The organism is Reyranella sp. CPCC 100927, assembly GCF_007859315.1.
Taxonomy (GTDB): Bacteria; Pseudomonadota; Alphaproteobacteria; order Reyranellales; family Reyranellaceae; genus Vineibacter.
Map to the genome: position 1 here is coordinate 1,193,538 of NZ_VOHA01000001.1, position 25,518 is coordinate 1,219,055.

At 65.6% G+C, this 25,518-nt stretch carries 20 protein-coding genes; 11 read left to right on the plus strand and 9 right to left on the minus strand.

The window, feature by feature from the left end:
* Window positions 1–18 precede the first annotated feature (18 nt).
* The gene (gene fsa / locus FQU96_RS05470; protein WP_146539793.1) at window positions 19–687 is read right to left on the minus strand and encodes a fructose-6-phosphate aldolase; all 669 of its coding nucleotides are present in this window, start codon (window positions 685–687) and stop codon (window positions 19–21) included.
* Between the two features lie 136 nt (window positions 688–823).
* On the opposite strand from fsa, the gene FQU96_RS05475 reads away from it, so the two are divergent.
* From FQU96_RS05475 to FQU96_RS05520, 10 genes are all read left to right on the plus strand, one after another.
* On the plus strand, window positions 824–3,016 hold the full coding sequence (locus FQU96_RS05475; RefSeq protein WP_370461342.1) for a primosomal protein N': 2,193 nt from the start codon (window positions 824–826) through the stop codon (window positions 3,014–3,016).
* 308 nt (window positions 3,017–3,324) lie between these two features.
* Window positions 3,325–3,885 carry a F0F1 ATP synthase subunit delta gene (locus FQU96_RS05480; protein WP_146539795.1) on the plus strand — a complete coding sequence of 187 codons (561 nt, stop codon included), beginning with the start codon at window positions 3,325–3,327 and terminating at the stop codon, window positions 3,883–3,885.
* The gene (gene atpA, locus FQU96_RS05485) at window positions 3,885–5,414 is read left to right on the plus strand and encodes a F0F1 ATP synthase subunit alpha (protein WP_146539796.1); all 1,530 of its coding nucleotides are present in this window, start codon (window positions 3,885–3,887) and stop codon (window positions 5,412–5,414) included. Before FQU96_RS05480 ends, atpA begins: the two co-directional genes overlap by 1 nt.
* Window positions 5,415–5,481: 67 nt before the next feature.
* Window positions 5,482–6,360 carry a F0F1 ATP synthase subunit gamma gene (locus FQU96_RS05490; protein ID WP_146539797.1) on the plus strand — a complete coding sequence of 293 codons (879 nt, stop codon included), beginning with the start codon at window positions 5,482–5,484 and terminating at the stop codon, window positions 6,358–6,360.
* Window positions 6,361–6,394: 34 nt separating this feature from the next.
* Window positions 6,395–7,831 carry a F0F1 ATP synthase subunit beta gene (atpD, locus tag FQU96_RS05495; protein ID WP_146539798.1) on the plus strand — a complete coding sequence of 479 codons (1,437 nt, stop codon included), beginning with the start codon at window positions 6,395–6,397 and terminating at the stop codon, window positions 7,829–7,831.
* Window positions 7,832–7,845: 14 nt separating this feature from the next.
* Entirely contained in the window at window positions 7,846–8,259 is a 414-nt protein-coding gene (atpC, locus tag FQU96_RS05500) for an ATP synthase F1 subunit epsilon (RefSeq protein WP_146539799.1), read from the plus strand.
* 84 nt (window positions 8,260–8,343) lie between these two features.
* Window positions 8,344–9,222: a ferritin-like domain-containing protein gene (locus FQU96_RS05505; RefSeq protein ID WP_255467856.1), complete on the plus strand. Its 879-nt coding sequence runs from the start codon at window positions 8,344–8,346 to the stop codon at window positions 9,220–9,222.
* A gap of 157 nt (window positions 9,223–9,379) precedes the next feature.
* Complete coding sequence (locus tag FQU96_RS05510; RefSeq protein ID WP_146539800.1) at window positions 9,380–10,792, plus strand: S41 family peptidase; 1,413 nt, start codon at window positions 9,380–9,382, stop codon at window positions 10,790–10,792.
* A gap of 104 nt (window positions 10,793–10,896) precedes the next feature.
* Window positions 10,897–12,663 (plus strand): divergent polysaccharide deacetylase family protein, encoded by a 1,767-nt coding sequence (locus tag FQU96_RS05515; protein ID WP_146539801.1) that lies wholly within the window; start codon window positions 10,897–10,899, stop codon window positions 12,661–12,663.
* Between the two features lie 10 nt (window positions 12,664–12,673).
* A complete protein-coding gene (locus FQU96_RS05520; RefSeq protein WP_146539802.1) occupies window positions 12,674–13,165 on the plus strand; it encodes an RNA pyrophosphohydrolase in 492 nt (163 codons plus the stop codon).
* A 2-nt stretch (window positions 13,166–13,167) separates the two neighbouring features.
* On the opposite strand, the gene gpmI is transcribed toward FQU96_RS05520, so the two are convergent.
* From gpmI to FQU96_RS05555, 7 genes are all read right to left on the minus strand, one after another.
* Entirely contained in the window at window positions 13,168–14,775 is a 1,608-nt protein-coding gene (gpmI, locus tag FQU96_RS05525; protein WP_146539803.1) for a 2,3-bisphosphoglycerate-independent phosphoglycerate mutase, read from the minus strand.
* A gap of 100 nt (window positions 14,776–14,875) precedes the next feature.
* The gene (locus FQU96_RS05530) at window positions 14,876–16,510 is read right to left on the minus strand and encodes an ABC transporter ATP-binding protein (protein WP_146539804.1); all 1,635 of its coding nucleotides are present in this window, start codon (window positions 16,508–16,510) and stop codon (window positions 14,876–14,878) included.
* A gap of 2 nt (window positions 16,511–16,512) precedes the next feature.
* Entirely contained in the window at window positions 16,513–17,448 is a 936-nt protein-coding gene (locus tag FQU96_RS05535) for an ABC transporter permease (protein ID WP_255467857.1), read from the minus strand.
* Window positions 17,445–18,386, minus strand: a complete 942-nt coding sequence (locus FQU96_RS05540) for an ABC transporter permease (protein WP_146539805.1) — start codon at window positions 18,384–18,386, stop codon at window positions 17,445–17,447. Before FQU96_RS05540 ends, FQU96_RS05535 begins: the two co-directional genes overlap by 4 nt.
* Window positions 18,387–18,419: 33 nt before the next feature.
* The gene (locus FQU96_RS05545; RefSeq protein WP_146539806.1) at window positions 18,420–20,003 is read right to left on the minus strand and encodes an ABC transporter substrate-binding protein; all 1,584 of its coding nucleotides are present in this window, start codon (window positions 20,001–20,003) and stop codon (window positions 18,420–18,422) included.
* A 128-nt stretch (window positions 20,004–20,131) separates the two neighbouring features.
* On the minus strand, window positions 20,132–21,742 hold the full coding sequence (locus tag FQU96_RS05550) for an ABC transporter substrate-binding protein (protein WP_218574600.1): 1,611 nt from the start codon (window positions 21,740–21,742) through the stop codon (window positions 20,132–20,134).
* 216 nt (window positions 21,743–21,958) lie between these two features.
* Window positions 21,959–22,771: an enoyl-CoA hydratase-related protein gene (locus FQU96_RS05555; RefSeq protein WP_255467859.1), complete on the minus strand. Its 813-nt coding sequence runs from the start codon at window positions 22,769–22,771 to the stop codon at window positions 21,959–21,961.
* A gap of 188 nt (window positions 22,772–22,959) precedes the next feature.
* Between FQU96_RS05555 and FQU96_RS05560 the strand changes: the two genes are divergently transcribed.
* Window positions 22,960–24,120 carry a phytanoyl-CoA dioxygenase family protein gene (locus tag FQU96_RS05560; RefSeq protein ID WP_146539809.1) on the plus strand — a complete coding sequence of 387 codons (1,161 nt, stop codon included), beginning with the start codon at window positions 22,960–22,962 and terminating at the stop codon, window positions 24,118–24,120.
* 15 nt (window positions 24,121–24,135) lie between these two features.
* On the opposite strand, the gene FQU96_RS05565 is transcribed toward FQU96_RS05560, so the two are convergent.
* Window positions 24,136–25,440 carry an LLM class flavin-dependent oxidoreductase gene (locus FQU96_RS05565; RefSeq protein WP_146539810.1) on the minus strand — a complete coding sequence of 435 codons (1,305 nt, stop codon included), beginning with the start codon at window positions 25,438–25,440 and terminating at the stop codon, window positions 24,136–24,138.
* Window positions 25,441–25,518: the final 78 nt, after the last annotated feature.

The following is a 25,518-nucleotide window of genomic DNA, read 5'->3' on the forward strand; positions in this document are numbered from 1 at the left end:
GGCGCCCCCGTGCCGGGGTTACAGGATCGACTGGCCGGTTTTGGCCCAGTCGTCCAGGAAGGCCTTCAGGCCGTTGTCCGTCAGGGGATGTTTGAACAGCTGCTTGAGGATGTTGGGTGGCAGGGTCGCGACATGGGCGCCGAGCTTGGCGGCGGCGATGACATGCTGCGGATGGCGCACCGAGGCGACCAGCACCTCGGTCTTGAACGCCGGATACTGACGGTAGATCTGCACGATGTCGCTGATCAGGGCCATACCGTCTTCGCCGATATCGTCGAGTCGGCCGACGAACGGAGAGATGAACGTGGCGCCCGCCTTGGCGGCGAGGATGGCCTGCGCCGCCGAGAAGCACAGCGTGACGTTGACCATGATGCCGTCCGATGCCAGCACCTTGCAGCAGCGCAGACCGTCCGGCGTCAACGGCACCTTCACGGCGATGTTGTCCTTGGCGTGGCGGCCAAGCGCATGCAGCTTCTTGCCTTCCTTCAGCATCGTCTCGAAGTCGGTCGCCGTGACTTCGGCACTCACCGGGCCAGGCACCAGTTCGGCGATCTCGCGGATCACGTCGAGCATCGGCCGACCGGACTTGGCGATCAGCGATGGGTTGGTGGTGACACCGTCGAGCAGCCCGCTGGCAGCCAGCGCGCGGATCTCGGCGACGTCCGCCGTGTCGACAAAAAATTTCATGGGCCGCCCCACCGTTTCGCGCGCGCGTCTTGCCCGATATGGTGCATCTATGACCGCGCCGCGACGCGACAATCCTTCTAGCGAATGGCCTGCAGACCGGCAAGGTGAGCCACAGCGTCCAGGCGATGCCGAATCCGTGCGTGTGGATAATGACACGGTTTCAGTTCTGTTGCCGCTGCCGCTGGGCGAAGCCTACGACTATCGCGTGCCGGCGGAGATGGCGCTGGCGCCGGGCGATTTCGTTGCCGTGCCACTAGGCAAACGCGTCATTGCTGGCGTCGTCTGGGGGCCGCCGCGCGGCGATGTCGATCCGGCCAAGCTGCGCGATATCGATCGCATTCTGCCGGCACCGCCCATGCGCGATGCCATGCGGCGTTTCATCACCTGGGTTGCTGCATACACGCTGAGCCCGCCGGGTGCGGTCCTGCGCATGGCGATGAGCGTCACCGATGCCCTGGAACCGCCACGCACCGAGACCGTCTACCGCCTGGCGGCTGCGGCGGCAGATCCGGAAAGCGCACGCGAGGGAGTCAAACTCACAGCGGCGCGTCGCCGCGTGCTGGATTTCCTGCGGGAGGCGCCGGCATTGTCGTTGATCGACGTGGCGCGCCAGGCCGGTGTCGGCACGGCTGTCGTGAAGGCGCTGGTCGATATCGGGTTGGTCGAGGCGGTTCAGCGCCAACCGGTGCGACCCCGCCCGCAACCGTCACTGACGTCCGGGCCGATCTTGTCGGAGGGCCAGGCCGCCGCGGCGGCCGAATTGGTCGACCAGGTGAACGCACGGACTTTCTCGACGACGTTGCTCGACGGCGTGCCCGGTGCCGGCAAGACCGAAGTATACTTCGAAGCGCTCGCTGCCGCGCTGGCGCAGGGCCGGCAGGCGCTGGTCTTGCTGCCGGAGATCGCGCTTTCGACGCAATGGCTGGAGCGCTTCACGCGTCGCTTCGGCACACGGCCGACCGAATGGCACTCGGACCTGACCAGTACCGAACGCCGGCGCGCCTGGCGTGATGTTGCCGAGCGGCGGGCCGACGTCGTGGTGGGTGCGCGGTCAGCCCTCTTCCTGCCGTTCGCCGACCTCGGTGTCATCGTCGTCGACGAGGAGCATGACGGCGCCTTCAAGCAGGAAGACGGCACGCTCTACAACGCGCGCGACATGGCCGTGGTGCGCGCCCGCTTGTGCGCCGCGCCGATCGTGCTGGCATCGGCGACGCCGTCGCTCGAAACCGTCGCCAATGCCCACAACGGGCGCTACGGCATCCTGCACCTGCCAGATCGTCATGGTGGAGCCCGCATGCCCAGCGTCGAGGTGGTCGACCTGCGCCGCCACGCGCCGGCGCGCGGACGCTGGCTGGCGCCGCCGGTGGTGACGGCGGTGCAGGAAACGCTGGCGCGCGGCGAGCAGGTATTGCTGTTCCTCAACCGCCGCGGCTATGCGCCGCTCACCCTGTGCCGTACCTGCGGTCATCGCCTGCAGTGCCCGCATTGCAGCGCCTGGCTGGTGGAGCATCGCTTTCGCGGGCGCCTGATCTGCCATCATTGCGGTTACGGCGCGCCGCTGCCGGCGACGTGCCCGTCCTGCGAGGCCAAGGACTCCTTCGTGCCCTGCGGTCCGGGTGTCGAGCGGCTGGCGGAGGAAGCGCTGGCGCTCTTTCCCGACAAACGCATCGAGATCTTTGCCAGCGATACGGTCGGCAGCCGGCGCGCGGCGCAGGCCATGGTCGAACGGATCGCGGCCGGCGAGATCGATCTCATCATCGGTACGCAGATGGCCGCCAAGGGGTATCACTTCCCGCTGCTGACGCTGGTCGTGGTTGTCGACGCCGACCTTGGCCTGGCCGGCGGCGACCTGCGTGCCGCCGAGCGCACCTTCCAGCTTCTGTACCAGGTGGCCGGTCGGGCCGGCCGCGACGAGAAGCCGGGCAGCGCACTGCTTCAGACTCACATTGCCGAGCATGCTGTCATCCAGGCCCTGGCCAGCGGCGATCGCGACCGATTTGTCGCGGCCGAAATGGCGGCGCGGGAGAGTGCCGGATGGCCACCGTTCGGAAGGCTGGTGGCGTTGATCGTATCGGGCCCCGATGAGACGGCGGTCGATACGGTGGCCCGCGCGCTGGCACGCACGGCGCCAGCCATCGACGGCGTAAAGGTCCTGGGACCGGCGCCGGCGCCGCTGTCGCTGTTGCGCGGGCGATTCCGGCGGCGGCTGCTGATGCGCAGCCAACGCAACGTCAAAGTCCAGGATGTCGTCGCCGACTGGCTGGCCGAGGTGTCGGTTCCCGCATCGGTGCGGGTCCAGGTCGATATCGACCCATACTCTTTCATGTGACGCAGCGAGAGTGCCTGTCGGCTCGCCTGTCGAAATGAGATGGGGTAGCGACGCAGGATAATGACATGCGGGGTAAACATTTTGCCGACAGGCTATCGTCAGATAGCGTATCAACCTGCGGTGCGGCAAAAACTGTTGCGGCGCCGTTTCACTGTCCGGGGTGGGTTGCTTGCATCGCCCAAACGCGTGTGCTAGCTACCGCCCGCGGTTTTCGGGGGCGGCCTCCAGCGGGGTCCATTCTTTGGGAAAACGCACGTTATTCCAAGGGGTTCCATACCCCATGATCCGGCCCTTGGGGACACCAGATCGTGTCAACTGAAGCATCCGGTCCGGCCAGTCTTGCCGGACGTTATGCAAGTGCGCTGTTCGAGCTCGCGGACGGCCAGAAACAACTCGACGCCGTTGCGGGTGACCTGACCACGCTGCGCCGCATGATCGACGAAAGCGGCGATCTGCGGCGTCTGATCAGCAGCCCGGTCATCGGCCGCGATGCGCAGGGCAAGGCCATGTCCGCGCTGCTGGAAGCCGTCGGCGCCAGCAGCCTGGTGCGCCGCTTTGTCGGCGTGGCCTGCCAGAACGGTCGGCTGCGCGATCTGCCGGGCATGATCACTGCCTTCCTGGCCGAACTGGCTCGGCGCCGCGGCGAGACTGCCGCCGACGTCGTCTCGGCGACGCCGTTGAGTGAGGCCCAGATGCAGGCCCTGTCCGAGACCCTGCGGCGTCTGGTGGGCAACAAGGTTTCCGTGAACGCGCGCGTCGATGCCGATCTCCTGGGCGGCTTGGTCGTCAAGGTCGGCTCGCGCATGTTCGATTCGTCGATACGCACCAAGCTGCAGCGACTGCAGCTTGCCATGAAGGGAGTGGGGTGATGGATATCCGCGCGGCCGAAATTTCGGCCATCCTCCGCAAGCAGATCGAGAACTTCGGGGTCGATGCGGAAGTTGCCGAGGTCGGCTCGGTGCTGTCGGTCGGCGACGGTATCGCCCGCGTGCACGGTCTGGACAACGTCCAGGCCGGCGAGATGGTCGAGTTCCCGGGCGGCATCAAGGGCATGGCGCTCAACCTCGAAACCGACAACGTCGGCGTCGTGATCTTCGGTGACGACCGCTCCATCAAGGAAGGCGACACGGTCAAGCGCACCGGCACCATCGTCGACGTGCCGGTGGGCAAGGGCCTGCTGGGTCGCGTGGTCAACGGCCTGGGCGAGCCAATCGACGGCAAGGGTCCGATCCAGTCCACCGAGCGCCGCCTGGTCGAGCTGAAGGCGCCGGGCATCATTCCGCGCCGCTCGGTGCACGAACCGATGCAGACCGGCCTGAAGGCCATCGACTCGCTGGTGCCGGTCGGCCGCGGCCAGCGCGAGCTGATCATCGGCGATCGCCAGACCGGCAAGACCGCCGTCGCCATCGACACCTTCATCAACCAGAAGACGATCAACGCCGGCAGCGACGAGTCCAAGAAGCTGTACTGCGTCTACGTCGCCGTCGGCCAGAAGCGTTCGACTGTGGCGCAGATCGTCAAGACGCTGGAGGACAGCGGCGCGCTGCAGTACTCCATCGTCGTCGCCGCCACCGCGTCCGAGCCGGCGCCGCTGCAGTTTCTGGCGCCCTACGCCGGCTGCGCCATGGGCGAGTATTTCCGCGACAACGGCATGCACGCCGTGATCGTGTATGACGACTTGTCCAAGCAGGCTGTCGCCTACCGCCAGATGTCGCTGCTGCTGCGTCGTCCGCCGGGCCGCGAAGCCTATCCCGGCGACGTGTTCTACCTGCATTCGCGGCTGCTGGAGCGCGCCGCCAAGCTCAACGACAAGAACGGTTCAGGCTCACTGACGGCGCTGCCGGTCATCGAGACGCAGGCCGGCGACGTGTCGGCGTACATTCCGACCAACGTGATTTCGATCACCGACGGCCAGATCTTCCTCGAGACCGAGCTGTTCTACCAGGGCATCCGGCCGGCCATTAACGTCGGCCTGTCGGTGAGCCGCGTCGGCTCGTCGGCCCAGATCAAGGCGATGAAGCAGGTCGCCGGCTCGATCAAGCTGGAGCTGGCGCAGTATCGCGAGATGGCGGCCTTCGCCCAGTTCGCCTCCGATCTCGACGCCTCGACGCAGCGCCTGCTGGCGCGCGGCCAGCGGCTGACCGAGCTGCTGAAGCAGGGCCAGTTTCAGCCGATGCCGGTCGAGGAGCAGGTGGTGTCGATCTATGCCGGCACCCGCGGCTACCTCGATCCGCTGCCGGTGGGCAAGGTCGGCGAGTTCGAGCGTCGTTTGCTCGAAGGCCTGCGGGCCTCCAACAACGGCGTGCTGGAGGGCATCCGCACGGCGCGCGAGCTGACCAAGGATCTCGAGGCCAAACTCAAGTCCTTCCTCGACGACTTCTCCAAGAAGTTCGCCTGACCTGCCGGGCCGGTGTCAACGCACCGGCCTCGCGTGACGCACACAGGACAGACGGGCAGAAGCGGCGATGCCAAGCCTTAAACAATACCGACTGCGGATCCGAAGCGTTCAGAACACGCAGAAGATCACCAAGGCGATGAAGATGGTCGCCGCCGCCAAGCTCCGGCGGGCGCAAGAAGCGGCTGTGGCCGGTCGCCCCTACGCGACGGCCATGGATCGCATGATGGCGTCGCTGGCCGGCGCCATGCAGGGCAAGTCGGGCGCCCCCCGGCTTCTGGCCGGCACGGGGGACGACAAGGTCCATCTGCTGATCGTCGCCACCGCCGACCGCGGCCTGTGCGGCGGCTTCAACAGCTCGATCGTGCGCGAGGCGCGCCGATCGGTGCGCGCGCTGCAGGCCGAAGGCAAGACGGTCAAGATCCTGTGCGTCGGCCGCAAGGGCCGTGACCAGCTGCGCCGCGACTACGGCAGCCTGATCATCGACACCATCACGGACCTCGGCCGGCCACGCGTCGGCTTCGGTGATGCCACCCAGGTGGCGAACAAGGTGGTGGCGCTGTTCGAGGCCGGCGAGTTCGACGTCGCCACTCTCTTCTACAATCGCTTCCGCTCGGCGATCAGCCAGATCATCACCAAGCAGCAGATCATTCCGCCCGCCTTGCCCGAGCAGACGGCTCCGGCGGAAGGCGCCGCGCCCTACGAGTTCGAGCCCGACGAGGAGACCATCCTCCAGGACCTGCTGCCGCGCAATCTCACGGTCCAGATCTATCGCGCCCTGCTCGAGAACAGCGCGTCGTTCTTCGGTGCGCAGATGACGGCGATGGACAATGCGACGCGCAACGCCGGCGACATGATCCGGAAGCTGACGCTGTCCATGAACCGCCAGCGCCAGGCCGCGATCACCAAGGAACTCATCGAGATCATCTCCGGCGCGCAGGCCGTATAACGCGCGCCGAAACGAAACGCAGAAGGGAACAACCATGGCTGCCAACAATATCGGCAAGATCACCCAGGTGATGGGCGCCGTCGTCGACGTGCAGTTCGAAGGCGAGCTGCCGGCCATTCTCAACGCGCTGCAGGTCGATTCCGACGGCCGCAAGGTCGTGCTCGAAGTGGCGCAGCACCTCGGTGAATCGACGGTGCGCACCATCGCCATGGATACGACGGACGGCTTCGTGCGCGGCCAGAAGGCGACCGACACCGGCGCGCCGATCGCCATGCCGGTCGGGCCGGAGACGCTGGGCCGCATCCTGAACGTCATCGGCGAGCCGGTGGACGAGCGCGGCGACGTCAAGGCCAAGCATACGCTGCCGATCCATCGCAGCGCGCCAGAGTTCGTCGAGCAGTCGACCGAGGCGCAGATCCTGGTCACCGGCATCAAGGTCGTCGATCTGCTGGCGCCCTACGCCAAGGGCGGCAAGATCGGCCTGTTCGGCGGCGCCGGCGTCGGCAAGACCGTCGTCATCATGGAGCTGATCAACAACATCGCCAAGGCGCACGGCGGCGTGTCGGTGTTTGCCGGCGTGGGCGAGCGCACCCGCGAGGGCAACGACCTCTATCACGAGATGATCGAGTCGGGCGTCATCAAGCTCAACGATGACGGCACGACGTCGGGCTCCAAGGTGGCCCTGGTCTATGGCCAGATGAACGAGCCGCCGGGCGCGCGTGCCCGCGTCGGCCTGTCGGGCCTGACGGTCGCCGAGTATTTCCGCGACGAGGAAGGCCAGGACGTGCTGTTCTTCGTCGACAACATCTTCCGCTTCACGCAGGCCGGTTCGGAAGTGTCGGCGCTGCTGGGCCGTATCCCCTCGGCGGTGGGCTATCAGCCGACGCTCGCCACCGACATGGGCGCCCTGCAGGAGCGCATCACCACGACGACCAAGGGCTCGATCACCTCGGTGCAGGCCATCTACGTGCCCGCCGACGACTTGACCGATCCGGCGCCGGCGACCTCGTTCGCCCACCTTGATGCCACGACCGTGTTGAACCGCGCTCTGACCGAGCTCGGCATCTACCCGGCGGTGGATCCGCTCGACTCGACCTCGCGCATGCTCGACCCGCGCGTCGTCGGTGAGGAGCACTACCAGGTGGCGCGTGACGTGCAGCGCGTGCTGCAGCAGTACAAGTCGCTGCAGGACATCATCGCCATTCTGGGCATGGACGAGCTGTCGGAAGAGGACAAGCTGGTGGTGGCGCGCGCGCGCAAGATCCAGCGCTTCCTCAGCCAGCCGTTCCACGTCGCCGAGGTGTTCACCGGCACGCCGGGCGTGTTCGTGAAGCTGGAAGACACTATCAAGGGCTTCAAGGGCATCGTCGCCGGTGAGTACGACGACCTGCCGGAGGCCGCCTTCTACATGGTCGGCACCATCGAGGCCGCCGTCGCCAAGGCCAAGAAGATGGCGGCCGAGGCCGCCTGATCGGAGCCCAGACAATGGCCAAGGTTGCGTTTTCCCTGGTGCTGCCGGAGCGCGAGCTCGTCACGACCGAGGCCGACATGGTGGTCGTGCCCGGCAGCGAGGGCGATTTCGGTGTGCTGCCAGGCCACATTCCGATGATCACCACGGTGCGCCCGGGGGTGATCGAGCTCTATGACGACGGCAAGGTGACCGCGCGGTACATGGTCGCTGGTGGTTTCGCCGAGGTAACGCCGGAGCGGTGCACGGTCCTGGCCGAGGAGGCGACGCCCCTGGCTGACGTGACCGGCGACCAGTTGGCCAATCGCCTGCGCCAGGCGGAGGAGGCGCTGGAGGACGCAACGGCGCCAGCGGCCAAGGCCTCCGCCGAGCAGGCAATTGCTGTTGCACGTGAACTGCAGCGGGCTCAAGCTTACTACGCTGGTCGCTAAGCGCCTCAGGCAGCAAGGAAATTTTCTTTCGAATGCTGAAAGGGCCGGTTGAAAGCCGGCCCTTTCTCCCTTTATGACAAGGACGTGTCGGGCCCTGTTGGCCCGGCGACACAGAGGACGGCGCTTCGGCTGCCGGCCGGGTTCATGAAGAACTGGACGCTCGACGACATCGCCTGGGATGCCTTCGATCGCTCGAAGGTGGATCCCGAGCTGTTGAAGCTGGTGAAGGCCGCGGCGCTGGTCGAACACAACGGCTACGAGTACGCGACCTATCTGAAAAACGTGTTCGGTGAGGACGCCGAGTTCACGACGGCTATCGATGGCTGGGCGCGTGAGGAGGTTCAGCACGGCGAGGCGCTGGGCCGCTGGGCCATGATGGCTGACCCTACTTTCAACTTCGATACCGCGTTCAAGAAATTCACTGACGGCTACAAGCTGCCGCTGGATGTCACCACCTCGGTGCGCGGCACGCGGGCCGGCGAGCTGATGGCCCGCTGCATCGTCGAGACGGGGACCAGTTCCTACTACAGCGCCTTGCGCGATGCGGCCGGAGAGCCGGTGCTCAAGCAGATCTGCGCCTACATCGCGGCCGACGAGCTGCGGCACTACAAGCTCTTCTATACCCACATGCGCCGTTGGCTCGAGCGCGAGCACCTGGGCAAGTGGGGGCGGCTGCGCATCGGCCTCGCCCGCATCCAGGAAAGCGAGGACGACGAGCTGGCCTATGCCTACTTTGCGGCCAACGCTCCGGCGGGCGCCGTGTACGAGCGTAGCGTCTACGCCGGGGCCTATGCGCGTCGCGCCTATGCGGTCTACCGGCCCGGCCACGTCCAGCGCGGCGTTGCGATGGTCCTGAAGGCGGCCGGGCTGGATGCGACAGGCCGTCTCAACGACTGGCTGACCCGCCTTGCCGTCGGTTTCATGCGCTGGCGCAGCCAGCGCCTGGCGCGAGCGGGAGCGTAAGCGTCCCGGGCGGTTGTCTGACCATATCTTGATCAGTTGCGCTGCATCGCACACCATCGCGCGAGCTTTGGGGGGCCGCCCTTGTTCAGCCATAAAGCGGCGGCTATCGTGCCGGCATAGCGGCTTTTTTTCCGCACTCTCGGTCTCGGAAAGAGTCATGAAATTCATGCGCCATCCGGCCCTCGCGGCCGCGCTTTCCCTCTCGCTCGTGGCTGCACCGGCAATCGCCTGGGCGCAGGACAAGGCTCCCGACAAGGACAAGCCCAAGACCGACAAGAGCGAGCTGTACCAGCAGCTCAACCTGTTCGGCGATGTGCTGGAGCGCATCCGCAACGACTACGTCGAGCCGCCCAAGGAAACCGACCTGATCGAGGCGGCGATCAACGGCATGCTGGCGTCGCTCGACCCGCACAGCTCGTACATGAACCCCAAGCAGTTCCGCGACATGCAGGTGCAGACGCGCGGCGAGTTCGGTGGCCTGGGCATCGAGGTCACGATGGACAACGGCCTGGTGAAGGTCGTGGCGCCGATCGATGACACGCCGGCCGCCAAGGCCGGCCTGCAGTCGGGTGACCTGATCGTCACGCTCGACGACCAGCCGGTCATGGGGCTGACCCTGCAGGAAGCCGTCGAGAAGATGCGCGGCAAGGTCGACACCAAGATCAAGATCGGCGTACGGCGGCAGGGCAAGGATCCGTTCGACGTCACGCTGACCCGCGCCGTCATCAAGATCCAGTCGGTGAAGTCCCGCGTCGAGGGCGGCGACATCGGCTATGTCCGCATCACATCGTTCACCGAGCAGACCGCGGCCGGACTGAACGCGGCGCTCGAGAAGTTCAAGAAGGATCTGGGCCCGAAGTGGAAGGGCGTGGTGCTGGATCTGCGCAACAACCCGGGCGGTTTGCTTGATCAGTCGATCGCCGTCAGCGACGTCTTCCTCGACAAGGGCGAGATCGTCTCCACGCGCTCGCGCAAGGCCGAGGACGTGCAGCGCTGGAACGCCAAGCCGGGTGACCTGGCCGAGGGCCGGCCGATCGTGGTCCTGGTCAACGGTGGTTCGGCGTCGGCGTCGGAGATCGTCGCCGGTGCGCTGCAGGACCACAAGCGCGCCATCGTGCTGGGTACGCGCAGCTTCGGCAAAGGCTCGGTGCAGACCATCATGCCGGTGACCGGTGGCGGCGCCATGCGGCTGACCACGGCGCTGTACTTCACGCCGTCGGGCCGATCGATCCAGAAGGAAGGCATCAAGCCCGACATCGAGGTCGAGCAGGCCAAGGTCGAACCCCTCAAGCCGGCCGACCGCACGCGCGAGGAGAATCTGCGCGGCTCGATCACCAATCCCAACAACCGCAAGGACGGCACGCAGCCCAAGGACGGCAGCAAGGCGCCGTCGCCGGACGCGCCCAAGCCTGAGGCCAAGCCGGAAGGCACGCAGCCGCCGGCCGAGTCGAAAGACACGCCGCCGCAGGATCCCAATGAACCTGCGGCTCAGGCCGCCAACGACTACCAGCTCCAGCGGGCCATGGACCTGATCCGCGGCATCACGCTGTACAGCCAGCGCGGCAACTGAAGACGCTGTTGCCGATCCGGGGCGCGGGCGCAGCACCAGCAGCGCCCGCGCCTCTGCTATAGTGCGCCGCTGTCTCGGGGCAGCACGTGTAGCGGAGCGTCGGCATGACCATGGAAAACCCCTCACCGACATTGCGTACGCCCGCCAGGCGCGGTCGTGGCCTTTATGTCGCCTGCGGCGTGGGTGTGGCCGTTCTGGGTGCGGTGCTGGCCTATGGCTATTGGGGCAGCGCCGGGCGCAATCTGACGGCGACCCTGGTCATCCCGCCAGCAAACGCTGACAGTTCAACACCTGGACCCGTCCAGTCTGCACAGGCCCCCAAGGTCGAACCGGCACCGCAGGCAGCACCGCCTCCGCCCTCACCACCGGTACCACCGTCGGAAACGGCCCCACCGCCGACGGCTGACTCCAAGCCGGCTCCCGCCGCGCCGTCACCTGGAGCCGCGCCGACAGCGGCTGAGCCCAAGCCGTCGCCACCTGTACCAGCGCCACCAGCCGCGGGTCCGACGGCGGAGAAGCCACCCGCTTCACCACCGCCGGCCGCCGAGACCAAGCCGGCACCTCCAGCGACGACACCCGCGGGCAGCGATCCGGCACCCTCCACGCCGGCCGCGCCGTCGACGACAACCGACAGCAAACCGGTATTGCCCGCCGCGCCGCCGCCGGGTGCCGATCCCGCGCCTTCAGCATCCCCTCCTGCTGCGCCGCCGCCGGCCGTTACCGATACCAAGCCGGCACCGCCGTCGGCGCCGGCAGCCCCCACCGCACCCGCCCCGCCGTCCACGGCAGGCGGGACGGCGCCTGCGGTGCCGTCTGAGAAGGCTGGTAGCCCGCCATCGTCACCAACCGCGGAGGCGCCGCCATCCGGTAGCGCTGCTGCGCCACCACCTGGTGCCAATGACGGCAAGCCGTCGCCCGGCACGCCATCGGTGGATGAAAAGCCCAGCCCACCCGTGGTGCCGCCGCCGACGCTGGTTGCGGCCAACGGCCTGCCGGCGCCGCCGCCGGAGAAACCACCAGTGCCCGCACGCTGTCCGCCGTTGGATCCGGCGGTCCTGACGGAACTGGCGCCGATCGGCCGGCTGCCGCGCGTCGATGCCAACGGCTGCATGCCATGGCTGGCGTACGCCGCGCCGTTCAACTACCGCGAGACACGGCCGCGCGTCGGTATCGTCGTGCTGGGGCTGGGCAAGGACCCGCAGGTGACGCAGCGCGCCATCGACGGTTTGCCGCCGCGGATCACGCTGGCCTTTGCATCCGATGCGCCATGGCTTGATCGTTGGGTCGAGCGTGCCCGCGCGCGCGGGCACGAAGTGCTGGTGATGCTGCCGGTGCAGACCACCGACAAGCCACTCGATTCCACGCTGGCGCCGTTGCGCGCCGATATCACGCCGGCCGAGAACCTGCGGCGCCTGCAGATGGTGCTGGCGCGCGCCGGTACCGGTTACAGCGGCGTCATCGTGCCGACGACGACACCGTTGAATTCAGCCGAGCCGGCCCTGCGGCCGCTGATCAAGGAGATCAGTGATCGCGGGCTGCTGCTGTTGGAGACGTTCCGCACCGGCCGGCTGGTCTATCAGCTCAGCAAGGAACTGGGGGTGCCCTACAGCGCTGACGCCGGCTGGATCGACCGGCAGAACGACGCCGGGGAGATCGTGGCCAACCTGCAGGCGCTCGAGGACTTCACCATGAAGAACCGCTTTGCGCTCGCCGTCGGCATGGCACAGCGCGAGACCGTCGAGCGGTTGATCGCCTGGTCAAAGGATATCGAAGCGCGCGGGCTCGTCCTTGCCCCGGTCACCGGCCTCACCGAGTGCCTCGATCTGTGCGCCGATCGTGTACGCAAGGCGATGACGGGCGGCGTGCGATGACGGTGCGCCCATGAAGCGCACCATCGATCTGCCGGCAGGGTACCGCCCCAACGTCGGGATCATGCTGATCGCGCCCGATCGGCGGGTGTGGGTCGGCCAGCGGACGGACCGGGATCCTGATGCCGAACAGGCCGGCTGGCAGATGCCGCAAGGCGGCATCGATGACGGCGAAACGCCGATGCAGGCGGCGCGCCGTGAGCTGGAGGAGGAGGTCGGCACCGGCAAGGCCGAGATCCTGCGCGAAAGCGGCCAGTGGCTCGCTTACGACCTGCCGCCGGCGCTCGCCAAGTCGCTATGGAAGGGACGCTTCCGCGGCCAAGCGCAGAAATGGGTGGCCATGCGCTTCACCGGCCATGACTCCGACATCGACATCGCCACGCAACACCCCGAGTTCCGGGCTTGGCGCTGGGCGCCGGCCAGCGAGCTGGCGGATCTGATCGTGCCCTTCAAGCGCGATGTCTACCGTGCCGTGCTGGCCGAGTTCGCCGATCTGGTCGGCTGACGTTACGCCACTTTGCGCGCCGCTTCCTGGCGCATGGCGGATGGCACCGTGAGCACATGGGCGCGCGGCGTCGCGCGCAGCAGCGATTGGCCGGTCATCTCCGCCGGCTGCTTCACGCCCATCAGCGCCAACAGGGTCGGGGCGACGTCGGCCAGACGGCCGTCGGCCAGCGAGACGACCTCAGCAGGCGCGTTGAACAGCACCGCCGGCACCTTGTTCAAGGTGTGCTGGGTGTGCGGCTGGTTGGTTTCGTAGTCGAAGAGCTGCTCGACGTTACCGTGGTCGGCCGTGACCAGCAGGGCACCGCCGGCGCGCTTGATCGACTCCATCAGACGTCCGAGGCAGGCGTCGACCGTCTCGACCGCCGTCACGGCAGCGGCGAAGACGCCGCTGTGACCGACTTGGTCGGTGTTGGCGTAGTTGACGACGATCAGGTCGAAGCGGTGGGCATCGATCGCCTCGACCAGCCGATCGGTGACTTCAGCCGCGCTCATCTCCGGCTTCAGGTCATAGGTGGCGACCTTGGGTGAGGGCACCAGGATGCGCTCCTCGCCGGGAAACACCCGCTCCTCGCCGCCGTTGAGGAAGAACGTGACGTGCGCGTACTTCTCCGTTTCGGCGATCCGCAGCTGTGTCAGGCCGGCATCGGCGACGATCTCGCCCAGCCCGTTGGCGATGGCGATCGACGGGAACAGCGTATCGAGGAAGCTGTTCAGTGCGGTCGAATACTCGGTAAGACCCAGGGCCGCGGCGAACGTCACGACGCGCGGTCGCGCGAAGCCGTCGAACAGCGGATCCAGCAGCGCCGTCAGGATTTCACGCGCGCGATCGGCGCGGAAGTTGCCCATCAGCACGCCGTCGCCGTCCTTCATGCCCGTGTAGCCGTCGATCACGGTGGGGAGCACGAACTCGTCGGTCGTTTTCGCCGCATAGCCGTTCGCGACAGCCTCATCGGGCGTCGCCGTGCGTTCGCCCTGGGCATCCGTGAGGGCGATGTAAGCCTTGGTCACCCGGTCCCAGCGCTTGTCGCGGTCCATGGCATAGAACCGGCCGGACACGGTGGTGATGGTGATCGGCAGGCCTTGGGTGAGGGCGGCCTGGAGATCAGCCAAATACTCCCGCGCGCTCTGCGGCGGCGTGTCGCGGCCATCGAGAAAAGCGTGGATGCGCACCGGCACGCCGGCGGCGGCAACGATGTTGGCCAGCGCCGCGATATGCGCCTGATGACTGTGCACGCCGCCCGGCGACACCAGTCCCAGCACATGGCATGCACCGCCGCTGGCCTTGAGCTTGGCAATGAAGGCCTCCAGCGTCGGGCTCTTGGCCAGGCTGCCGTCGGCGATCGCCTGGTCGATGCGGGGCAGGTCCTGCATCACCACGCGGCCGGCGCCGAGATTCATATGGCCGACCTCGGAATTGCCCATCTGGCCCGACGGCAGGCCGACATAGAGCTCCGAGGCATCGATCAGACCTTGCGGGCAGGTGGCAACCAGCCGATCGAAATTGGGCGTGTGCGCCGCCAACACGGCATTGTCACGGGGATCGAGCCGATGGCCCCAACCGTCCATGATACAGAGCACGACAGGGCGTGGAGCGTTGGGTTGCGCCATGAAACGACCTCAAGCTGGCGGTCCCACCGTCGCCGGCGGGCCCTGAGCCAACTGGATATAGTCGCTGCCGGCGTCGGGCTCCAGTAGTCGATTCGAGGCCTCAGGCTGCCTCGAACTTGCCGAACTCCCAATCGCGGCCCGGGGCGGCGGCCAGCAGGGCCTGCGTGTAGGCGTGCTTGGGTCGCAGGAAGACATCGGCGACCGGGCCGTACTCGACGACCTTGCCCTTTTCCATCACCGCGACCTCGTCGCAGACCTGGGCGGCAACGCGCAGGTCGTGCGTGATGAACAGCATGGCAAGGTTCATGCGCTCGCGGATTTCGTCGAGCAGCTTCAGCACCTGGGCTTGCACCGACACATCCAAGGCTGAGACGGCTTCGTCGGCGATCAGTACTTCCGGCTCCATCGCCAGCGCCCGGGCGATGCAGATGCGCTGGCGCTGGCCGCCGGAGAACTGGTGCGGATAGCGATCGAGCGCTTCAGGATCCAGGCGTACCGTCTCCATCAAGGTGCGGGCGCGCTGGTTGGCTTCGGCGTGAGAGGCGCCGAAGTTCATCGGTCCCTCGACGATCGATTCGCCGACGGTGCGGCGCGGATTGAGCGAACGGTACGGGTCCTGGAAGACGATCTGGATGCGCCGCCGGTGCCGGCGCAGCAGGCGTTGCGGCAGCAGGGCGACATCGTCGTCACCCAGTCGCACCTTGCCTTCGGTCGGATCGATCAGCCGCGCGATGCAGCGTGCGACGGTGGACTTGCCGGAGCCGGACTCGCCCACGATGCCCAGCGACTCGCCCCGGCGCACCGCGATGTTGACGTCGTCGGCGGCACGCACGGCGTGCGCCTTCTGGAACAGGCCGCCGCCGCCGTAGACCTTCGTCAGCTTCTCGGTGCGCAGAACCGTGGGCGCGCCGTCATGGCGGACCCGTTCGGCGGGCAGCATGCTGGGCACCGACGAGATCAACATGCGTGAATAGGGATGCCGCGGACGCAGCAGCAGGTCACGCGTAGGACCAGCCTCGACGAGTTCGCCCAGCCGCAGCACCGCGACACGATGGGCGATGTCGCAGACGACACCGAAGTCGTGCGTGATGAACAGCACGCCCATGCCTTTCTCGCGCTGGATGTCCTTGATCAGCTCGAGGATTTGCGCCTGTGTGGTGACATCGAGTGCCGTGGTCGGTTCGTCGGCGATCAGCAGCGCCGGCTCCAGCACCAGCGCCATGGCGATCATGACCCGCTGGCGCTGGCCACCCGAAAGCTGGTGCGGATAGGAGCCATAGATGCGCGGCGGGTCGGGCATGCTGACGCGCTCGAAGACCCGGATGATCTTGTCCTTGCGCTGCTGGGCCTCGAGCTTCGTGTGCGTGCGCAGCACTTCGTCGATCTGGTCGCCGCACGTCATGACCGGATTGAGCGCGGTCATCGGCTCCTGGAAGATCATCGCCATGCGCACGCAGCGCAGGTCCCGCAGCCGTTCCTCGCTGGCGTTGGCAATCTCCTCGCCCTCGAGCCGGATCTCGCCGCCCTTCACCGGGAGCGACTTGGGCAGCAGGCCCATGACGGCCTGGGCGATCACGGACTTGCCCGAGCCGGATTCACCGACCAGGCAGACGATCTCGCCGGAGCCGACGGAGAAGTTGACCTTCTCGGCAGCGAACGGGCGATCGCTGCCCTTGGGCAGTGCGATGGAGAGGTTGCGGACGTCGAGGATAAGACGGTTGGATGTGACAGCCATGATCAGACGCGCTTGCTCATCTTAGGGTCGAGTGTGTCGCGCAAGCCGTCACCCAGCATGTTCACCGCCAGCACGGTGAGGGTCAGGAAGATTGCCGGAAAGAAGATATTGTGCGGATACACGCGGAAGAATTGCCGGCCTTCAGCCATGATATTGCCCCAGGTCGGCGTGTCGGTCGGAATGCCGATGCCGAGGAAGCTCAACGCCGCCTCCGCCAGTACGGCCGAGGCGCAGATGAAAGTGCCCTGCACGATCACCGGTGCCACCGTATTGGGCATCACGTGCCGCCACAGGATCTTGTGTAGTGGCGTGCCGACCGAGATCGCGGCTTCGACATAGGGCTCTTCTCGGATCGTCAGCACGACCGATCGCACCAGACGTACGACGCGCGGGATTTCCGGAACGACGATGGCGAAGATCACCGTACCGAGCCCGGCGCGGAACAAGGACACCAATCCGATCGCCAACAATATCCCGGGTATCGCCATCAACCCGTCCATGATGCGCATCACGATGCCGTCGAGCCATCGGATGTAGCCGGACAGCAAGCCGATGAATACGCCCACGGCGATACTGATGGTGGCGACCGTGAAGCCGACGATCAGCGATACCCGCGCGCCGTAGAGAACACGACTGTAGATATCGCGGCCGAGGCTGTCGGTGCCCATCAGCACGGTCCGCTGGACGGTGGAGCCATCGTCCTGGCGAACGGTGATCTCGACGCCCGGCTTCTTGTTGCGTGTCGTCGGGTCGATCTGCGCCGGCGGGACGGTGCCCAGGAACGGCGCACAGAGGCCGATCAATACCATGATCAGCACGATGCTGCCGCCGATCACCACGCTGGGGTGGCGCAGCAACCGGACCCAGATGCTGGGGCGTACGACGGCGGCAGCGCGTGCGGCTGCGGCGTCGACTTCGTTTTCGAGAACGATGCTCAATAGCGGATCCTCGGATCAAGCACGCTGTAGGCGAGGTCGATGACCAGATTGATCAGGACGAAGGTGAAACTGAACATCATGATCACGATCTGGATCACGGGAAAATCGCGTGCCAGCACGGCGTCCACGGTCAGCCGGCCCAGTCCGGGGATGTTGTAGACGCTCTCGGTGATGACCACGCCGCCGATCAGCAATGCAACACCGATGCCGATCACCGTGATGATCGGCACTGCCGCATTGCGCAGCGCGTGGCGCAGCAGCACGACCCGGCCGGGCAGACCTTTGGCGCGTGCCGTGCGGATATAGTCCTCACCCAGCGTCTCGATGACGCTCGCGCGCGTGATGCGCGAGATCAGGGCGATATAGATCACGGCCAGTGTGATGCTGGGCATGATCAGGCGAATGATGAAGTCGCCGAAGCCTTCGGAGATCCTGCGGTAGCCTTGCACCGGCAACCAGCCGAGCAGGATCGCGAATACGTAGATCAGCAGGTAGCCGATGACGAATGTCGGCACCGAGAAACCCATCACGGAGAAACCCATGACGATCCGGTCGACCCAACCGCCCTGCCGCGAGGCGGCGAGCACACCGACCGGTACCGCGATCAGGACCGCCAGGATGATCGTGCACAGCGACAGCATCAGGGTTGGCTCGATGCGCTGGCTGATCAGCTCGGCCACGGTCTTCTTGAAGAAGAACGACTCGCCGAAGTCGCCTGACAGCACGCCACCGGACCAGATCATGAACTGCGTCAGCAGCGGCTCGTCGAGGCCGAGCTTGGCGCGGATCGCATCGACCTGGTCTGCCGTGGCGTTGTCCCCGGCGATGATCGCAGCCGGATCTCCCGGCGTCAGACGCAACAACATGAAAACGAACACGGCCACGAACAGCAGCACGGGGATCGTGGCGATCAGACGCCGGGCAATGAAGGCAAGCATCAAACCATCCTGATCGTCATGGCGGGAGCCGGCTTAGCTGCCGGTCTTCTCGATGTTCCAGAACACCGGCACCGGTGCCTTCAGCCAACCCTTGATATTGTCGCGATGCGCGCCCGGACCATACCATTGGCCGATCCAGCCGTACTGAGCGGTTTCCAGTGCGCGCAATTGCACCTTCTCAGCCAGCTCTTTCTGCTTGGCCGGGTCGGTCTCCTTGGCGAAGGCATCGCGCAGCTTCTCCATCTCCGGATCGGTCGGCCATCCGAACCACCCCTTGTCGCCGGCGGCGACGAGGTAGGAGGTCGAGATCGGGTTGAGCACGTCGGCGGAAACGGAGAAGGTGTGCAGGATGTTCCAGCCGCCTTTGTCGGCCGGGTCCTTCTTGGTGCGACGCGACACCAGCGTCTGCCAATCCATGGACTGCATGTCGACCTTGAAACCGCCACGCTCCAGCAACGACTTGGTCACCGGCGCCGTGTTGGTCAGGATGGGAAGGGTGGTCGACTGCATCACCACCACGGGTGTGCCGTCGTAGCCGGCCTCCTTGAGCAGTTCCTTGGATTTCTCGAAGTTCGACTTCAGCAGGATCTCGCCGCCCTTGTCGGTCGCGAACGGCGTGCCGCAGATGAACACGGCAGCGCAAACCTTGTAGTACGCGGGATCGCCGACGGTCGCCTTCAGGTAGTCTTCCTGGTTGATGGCGTAGAGCGCGGCGAGCCGGATCTTCGGATTGTCGAACGGCTTCACGACATGGTTGAAGCGAATGATGAACTGCTGGCCCAGCGGATTCCAATCGGCGAGGACGATCTTCTTCTCTGCCTTCAGTATGGGCAACAGATCGTGCGGCGGTGCCTCGACGATGTCGATCTCGCCGGCGATCAGGGCGTTGGCCTGAATCTGCGTGTCGGGCATTTCGACCAGCTCGACCCGCGCGACCTTGACGACTTTGCCGCCCGCCAGGCCGGATGCCGGTTCGGCGCGTGGCTTGTACTTGGGATTCTTGATGTAGACGTGCTTCTCGCCGGGCTTGGACTCATCGGTCTTGTAGATAAACGGTCCGGAGCCGATCTGGCTCTTGATCTGCTCCATCGGGTTGGTCTCGGCGATGCGCTTGGGCATCATGAACGGGACCTGGGACGACGGCTTGCCCAGCGACTCCAGCACCAGGCCGTATGGCTCCTTCAGCACGATCTCGAACGTCTTGGCGTCGACGGTCTTCAGCTCCTTCACGAAGTCCCATAGCTTCAGGCCCATGGCGTCACGCGCAGCCCAGCGCTTGAGCGAGGCCACGCAGTCCTCGCTGGTCACCGGCTGACCGTCGTGCCACTCCAGGCCATCACGCAGCGTGAAGGACCATGTCAGCTTGTCCTGGCTCACCGACCACTTGTCGACCATCTGTGGTTTGGTGACATAGTTCTCATCGGCGGAGAACAGCGTGTCGTAGATCAGGTAGCCGTGGTTGCGGGTAACGTACGCCGTCGTCCAGATCGGATCGAGGATCGTCAGATTGCCGTGCTGCACGACGCGCAGGGTCTGCGCCATCGCGCCGCCTGACATGAAGGCTGTCAGAAGGCCGACCGCAGCCGCGCGCTTCAGGCTCGTTGAAACGATTGCCATAGTTCCTCCCGAATACCTTTTGGCCGGCGCGGTCTGCGGTAACGAGTCCGACAGTTGTAGCAAACGCTGTGCCGCGTCGGTTCCATAGCAAAGTGCGGCGGAGATTACCCCGCCGCACATGCTTTGTCCTACTTCTTGGTGACGTTCCAGAAAACGGGAACCGGGGCGGACAGATTGCCCTCGACGTTCTTGCGTCGCGCCAGCGGTTGATACCATTGGCCCAGATACGCATGGGTTGGGTATTCGACCCAGCGCTTCTGCACCAGCTCCGCAATTGCCTTCTGTTTGGCGACATCACTTTCGCGGGAGAACTGGTCGCGCAGCTTTTCGATCTGCTCATCGCACGGCCAGCCGAACATCGCCTTGTCGCAGGATGCGTTGACGAAGCCGGCCATCACCGGGTTGAGAATGTCGGCTGCCACCCAGGACGTCAGGAAGGCGTGCCAGCCGCCGGCGTTCGGCGGATCCTTCTTGGTACGCCGCGCCACCAGCGTCTGCCAGTCCATCGACTGCATGTCGACCTTGAAGCCGGCCTTCTCGAGCTGTGACTTGGCAACCGGCGCCAGGTTGGTGAGCACCTGCAGGTCGGTCGACTGCATCAGGACGATCGGCGTGCCGTCGTAACCGGCTTCCTTGAGAAGCTGTTGAGCCTTGGCGGAATCACCGTTGAGCACGCCCTCGGTGCCGGCGGTGGTCTCCATCGGCGTGCCGCAGATGAACATCGCCTTGCAGGTCTTGTACCATTGCTTGTCGCCGATCACGGCCTGCAGGAACGGCTCCTGGCTCAGGGCCACCAGCGCGGCCGTGCGGATCTTCGGATTGTCGAACGGCTTGTGCAGCACGTTGAAGCGCATCGTGAACTGGTTGCCGGTCGGGTTCCAGTTGAACAGGTTGATGTCCTTCTCGGCGGCCAGGATCGGCAACAGGTCGTGGCCTGGCGACTCGATCATGTCGATTTCGCCGCTGATCAGGGCGTTCACCTGGGTCTGTACGTCAGCGATCCATACCCACTCGACCCGATCCAGCTTGACCACCTTGCCGCCGGCCAATCCCGAGGGCGGCTCGCTCCGCGGCTTGTACTTGGGGTTCTTGACGTAGACCACCTTCTCGCCGGGCTTCCATTCGTCAGCCTTGAAGATGAAGGGACCGGAGCCGATCACGTCGGTTGGCTTGATCTGCGTGTTGGGGTCGGTTTCGGCGACGCGCTTGGGCATCATGAACGGCACGTTCGATGACGGTTTGCCCAGCGACTGCAGGACCAGTCCGTAGGGCTCTTTGAGCACGAGCTGGAAGGTCTTGGCGTCGACCACCTTCAGCTCCTTGGAAGCGCCCAGGAGCTTTTGACCCATGGAGTCCTTGGCGCCCCAGCGCTTGATCGAGGCGACGCAGTCCTCGGCCGTTACCGGCGTGCCGTCATGCCACTCCAGGCCGTCGCGCAATGTGAACGTATAGGTCAGCTTGTCTGCCGAGATGTCCCACTTGTCGACCATCTGCGGCTTGACGTCGAACTTCTCGTCCATCGCAAACAGCGTATCCCAGACGAGATAGCCGTGGTTGCGCACGATGTAGGCGGTGGTCCAGATCGGATCGAGGATCTTCAGGTCCGAATGCATCACGGCGCGCAGGGTCTGCGCTGTCGCCGGCGTCGCCGTCGACAGGGCGCCGAGAACGGCCACTGCGCCAATCACACGTTTCCATGACAACTGCATTGAGAATACCCCCCTATTGAATTCGCGCATACGATTTACCACCACCCTAGCACCCCGACCGGCGCTGACAAGGGCTGAAGCGCAGCATTCTGCCCGGTATTGCGTCACGAATCGGATCGAGGTTTCCGTTTCGGCCGCGCAATAGGCAATCTGCCTTCCGGTGAGCAGGCGCGGAGGCTGCTCACCGGGGACATTTTCTTGCACGGTTCATACCAATCGGCTCACCGGCTGGTCCCGGGTCGGCAATCAGCGTCCGACAAATACCGGTGCGCGCTTTTCGACGAAGGCGCGGACGGCTTCCTTGTGATCCTCGGTGTGAGAACACGCCACCAGCCGCTCCGCTTCACGGTCCAGCGCCGTGGCGTAGTCGACGTGCAAGGCCTCGTCGAGATTGTCCTTCATGCTGCGGATGGCCACGCGCGGCCCGGCGGCCAACGCTTTCGCGAAGGCAAAAGCCTCCGCCTGCAGACGATCATCCGGCACGACCCGATTCACCAGACCGATACGCTCGCAGCGCTCGGCATCGACGCGTTCGGCGGTGAACATCAGTTCACGAGCGCGCACCGAGCCGACAGCGCGCGTCAGGAGCCAGGCGATACCGTAGTCGCCCGACAGACCGACCCGGGCATAGCCTGTGCTGACGAAGGCCGACGCGGCCGCGATGCGGATATCGCAGGCCAGCGCGATCGCAAGCCCGGCGCCGGCGGCCGCACCAGGCAGTGCAGCGATCGTCGGCTTGCGCACGCCGACCAGGGCGCCGGTGAGGTTGGCTTGACGCCATTTCAGGTCGGCAACCCGTTCATCGATGCTCATGTCCTTCTTGCTGCTGCGATCGCCCATGCCCTTGACGTCGCCGCCGCTGCAGAACGCGGTGCCGGCGCCGGTGATCAGCAAGGCACCCACGGCAGGATCCGCGCCGCGCTCCTTGATCTGCGTCCGCAACGCCGGCGTCAATCGATCCGACATGGCGTTGCGGGCCTCCGGCCGATTGAGCGTGATCAGCGCCACGCCGTCGTGCACGGAGCAGAGCAACTCGTTGGTGCCGGTATCGATATCCATCGTATGTTCTCCGTTGGATGTGAATGCGCTGATCATCCTTGGCCATTCGCGATCCGTTGGGAATGCCTCAACGATGTGGAGCGATCGCATGACGGCGCGCGTTCCGCGGCGCATGGCAGATTTGCGAAGGTCGGCTGGCGGGCATCGGGGCGTCGCCTTACCGTTGGGGCAATAACGGGAGGAACAGAATGGATACGCATGGTGGCGTCGTTGCCGTCGACTACGGTCCCGAGGAGGCCGCCATGCAGGCCTATCTCAAGGAGGGCGAACGACGCGCCGGGATGCTTGGCAACCGCGGGCCGATCCGCTTCGCGACTGACGGCCGTCTGCATCCCGATATTCTCGATGCTTATTGGCGCTGCGGATTCTACATCTTCGAAGGCGTCCTGCAGTCCGCCGAACTCACCGACATAGAAGCCGACCTGCACGACATCCTCGATCGACTTCCGGTCAAGCGGGATGCGCTGGTTGACCATCAGGGCCGTCCGGCGATCGCGGTCGATTGCAAGGCGCCGACCCTGCTGTGGTCCAAGCCGCTGGGTGATCCTTTGGGCGGCACTCAACTCGCCAATGGCCGGCACCAAGTGAAGATGTTCGAGCCCAAGCCGAGGCAGGACGCGCCGGAAGACGTGGTCTACTTGATCCTGGGCTCGCTGCAGTTCTCTGAAGCGGCGCTTCGCGTCTACGGCCACCCGCAGTTGCTGGCCGTGGCGGCCGCGGTCAACGGCGCCGATTTCGTGCCGTTCAACGAAGCCTTGTTCATCAAGGAACCGGGATTGGGTGCCTCGGTCGCCTGGCACCAGGATGGCGTTACGCATTGGGACAGCGCCGATTGGCATCAAGGGGCGCATGGCTTCAATTTTATGGCCCAGCTCTACGGCTGTACGCCGGCCAACGGTGTCTGGGTCGTGCCGGGTTCGCACAAGCTGGGCAAAGTCGACATCAGGGCGATGGTTGCCGAGGCGGGAACCGAGCGCCTGCCCGATGCCGTCCCGCTGGTATGCAAGCCGGGCGACGTCGCTATCACCAACCGTCAGGCCGTGCACGGCTCCTTCGCCAACACCAGTCCGGACTGGCGGGTGACCGTGAATTTCGGTTTCCACCCCCGCAAGTCGGTGCTGGGTGTCCGGGGCGGCGGTGTGCACAATGCGCCGGCCATTTACGATGCGGCGCGCATTCGCGAGCGCGCACGCGTCATTGGCTATGCCATCGATGCGCGCCGTCGTCGGTTTCCGGCGGAGACGCCGTTCTCCTACCAGCCGCACGTTTTTGCCGGCGAGACGTACTGCTGGGACTCGGCCGCCAGGGCCACGATGAAGGATTACAATCTGTTGGATCTGAGTATCTGAGCAGCGGGCAGGACGTTACTGCGCGGCCGTGGCCTTCTTCGACGGATCTTCCAGCGGAACGTTGATATCGCCGCGGCCGAAATCGGCGACCTTGCCGTCCTGGGAGATGTCCGCCTGCTGGGCGGTGGCGACGACCTGGCGTCCGAGCGCGACATAGGTCGGCACTTCGGCGTCAGTCAGTTCGCGCATCTTCTGTTTACGTGCCATCGCTTGCTCGAGATAGGGCGCCAGCGCTTCGAGCTTGCGGGCTTCGCGTTCGGTGGCGCGCTCCTTGAACTCAGGCAGGATGTCGCGGCCGAACAGTTCCAGCGATTCGCAGATGTGGTCGTGGCGGTTGTTGCCGCCCTGCTGGACGAAGCAGACCTGGTCGACGCCCGCCTCGGCGAAACCGCGCAGGTGCTGGCGCACCTCGTCGGGTGTGCCGATGCCGCGGGCCTGATTGGTCGGCATCATGCCGCGCGCGGCCTGGTATTTCTGCCAGATGTCGGTGCGGCCCGGCTTGTGCTCGCCGAAGATATAGAAATGGCCCAGCGCGAAGCCGAAGAACATGAAGCCGTCGAGGCCGCGCTTCAGTGCCTCGTCCTTGTCGGGATGCACGGAAAAGCCGCTGACCATGCAGATGTTGGGATTGATGCTGTGTCCGATGGGCACGCACTCGGTCTTGAGGATGCGGTAGTAGTCGTCGACCCACTGCCTGGCCTCGGCCGGATCGACGAACGCGAACGTGAGGGCACCGATGCCGCAGCGGGCCGCCAGGTGAATGGTTTCACGCTTGGAACAGGCCACCCAGATCGGCGGATGCGGACGCTGCACCGGCTTGGGCACGACATTGCGGCAGGGCATCGAGAAATACTTGCCCTCGAAGCCGGGGTACGGGTTCATCACCATCATGTTGGCGGTCTGCTCGACCGCCTCGGCCCACATCGCGCGTTTTTCCTCGACGGGTACGCGGAAGCCGCCCAGCTCCATCAGCGATGACGATTCGCCGGTGCCCCAGTCGACGCGCCCATTCGATACGATGTCCAACGTGGCGATGCGTTCGGCGACCCGCGCCGGATGATTGTAGTTGGGCGGCGACAGGCAGATGCCGTGACCCAGGCGGATGTTCTTGGTGCGCTGCGAGCAAGCGGCGAGGAACACCTCCGGCGCGGAGGAGTGGGAGTATTCCTCCAGGAAGTGATGCTCGACCTCCCAGGCGTAGTCGATGCCCAGGCGGTCGGCCAGCTCGACCTGTTCCAGCGCTTCGTGGAACAGTCGTTGCTCGGCGCCGTCCGTCCACGGCTTGGGCAGTTGGTGCTCGTAGAAGATGCCGAACTTCATCGCCCTTCCTTCCCTCAGGCCGCTGTTGCGCGCAGCCTAGCAGCGGATGACGTATGCGTCACTGTCGCGGGTCGGAAG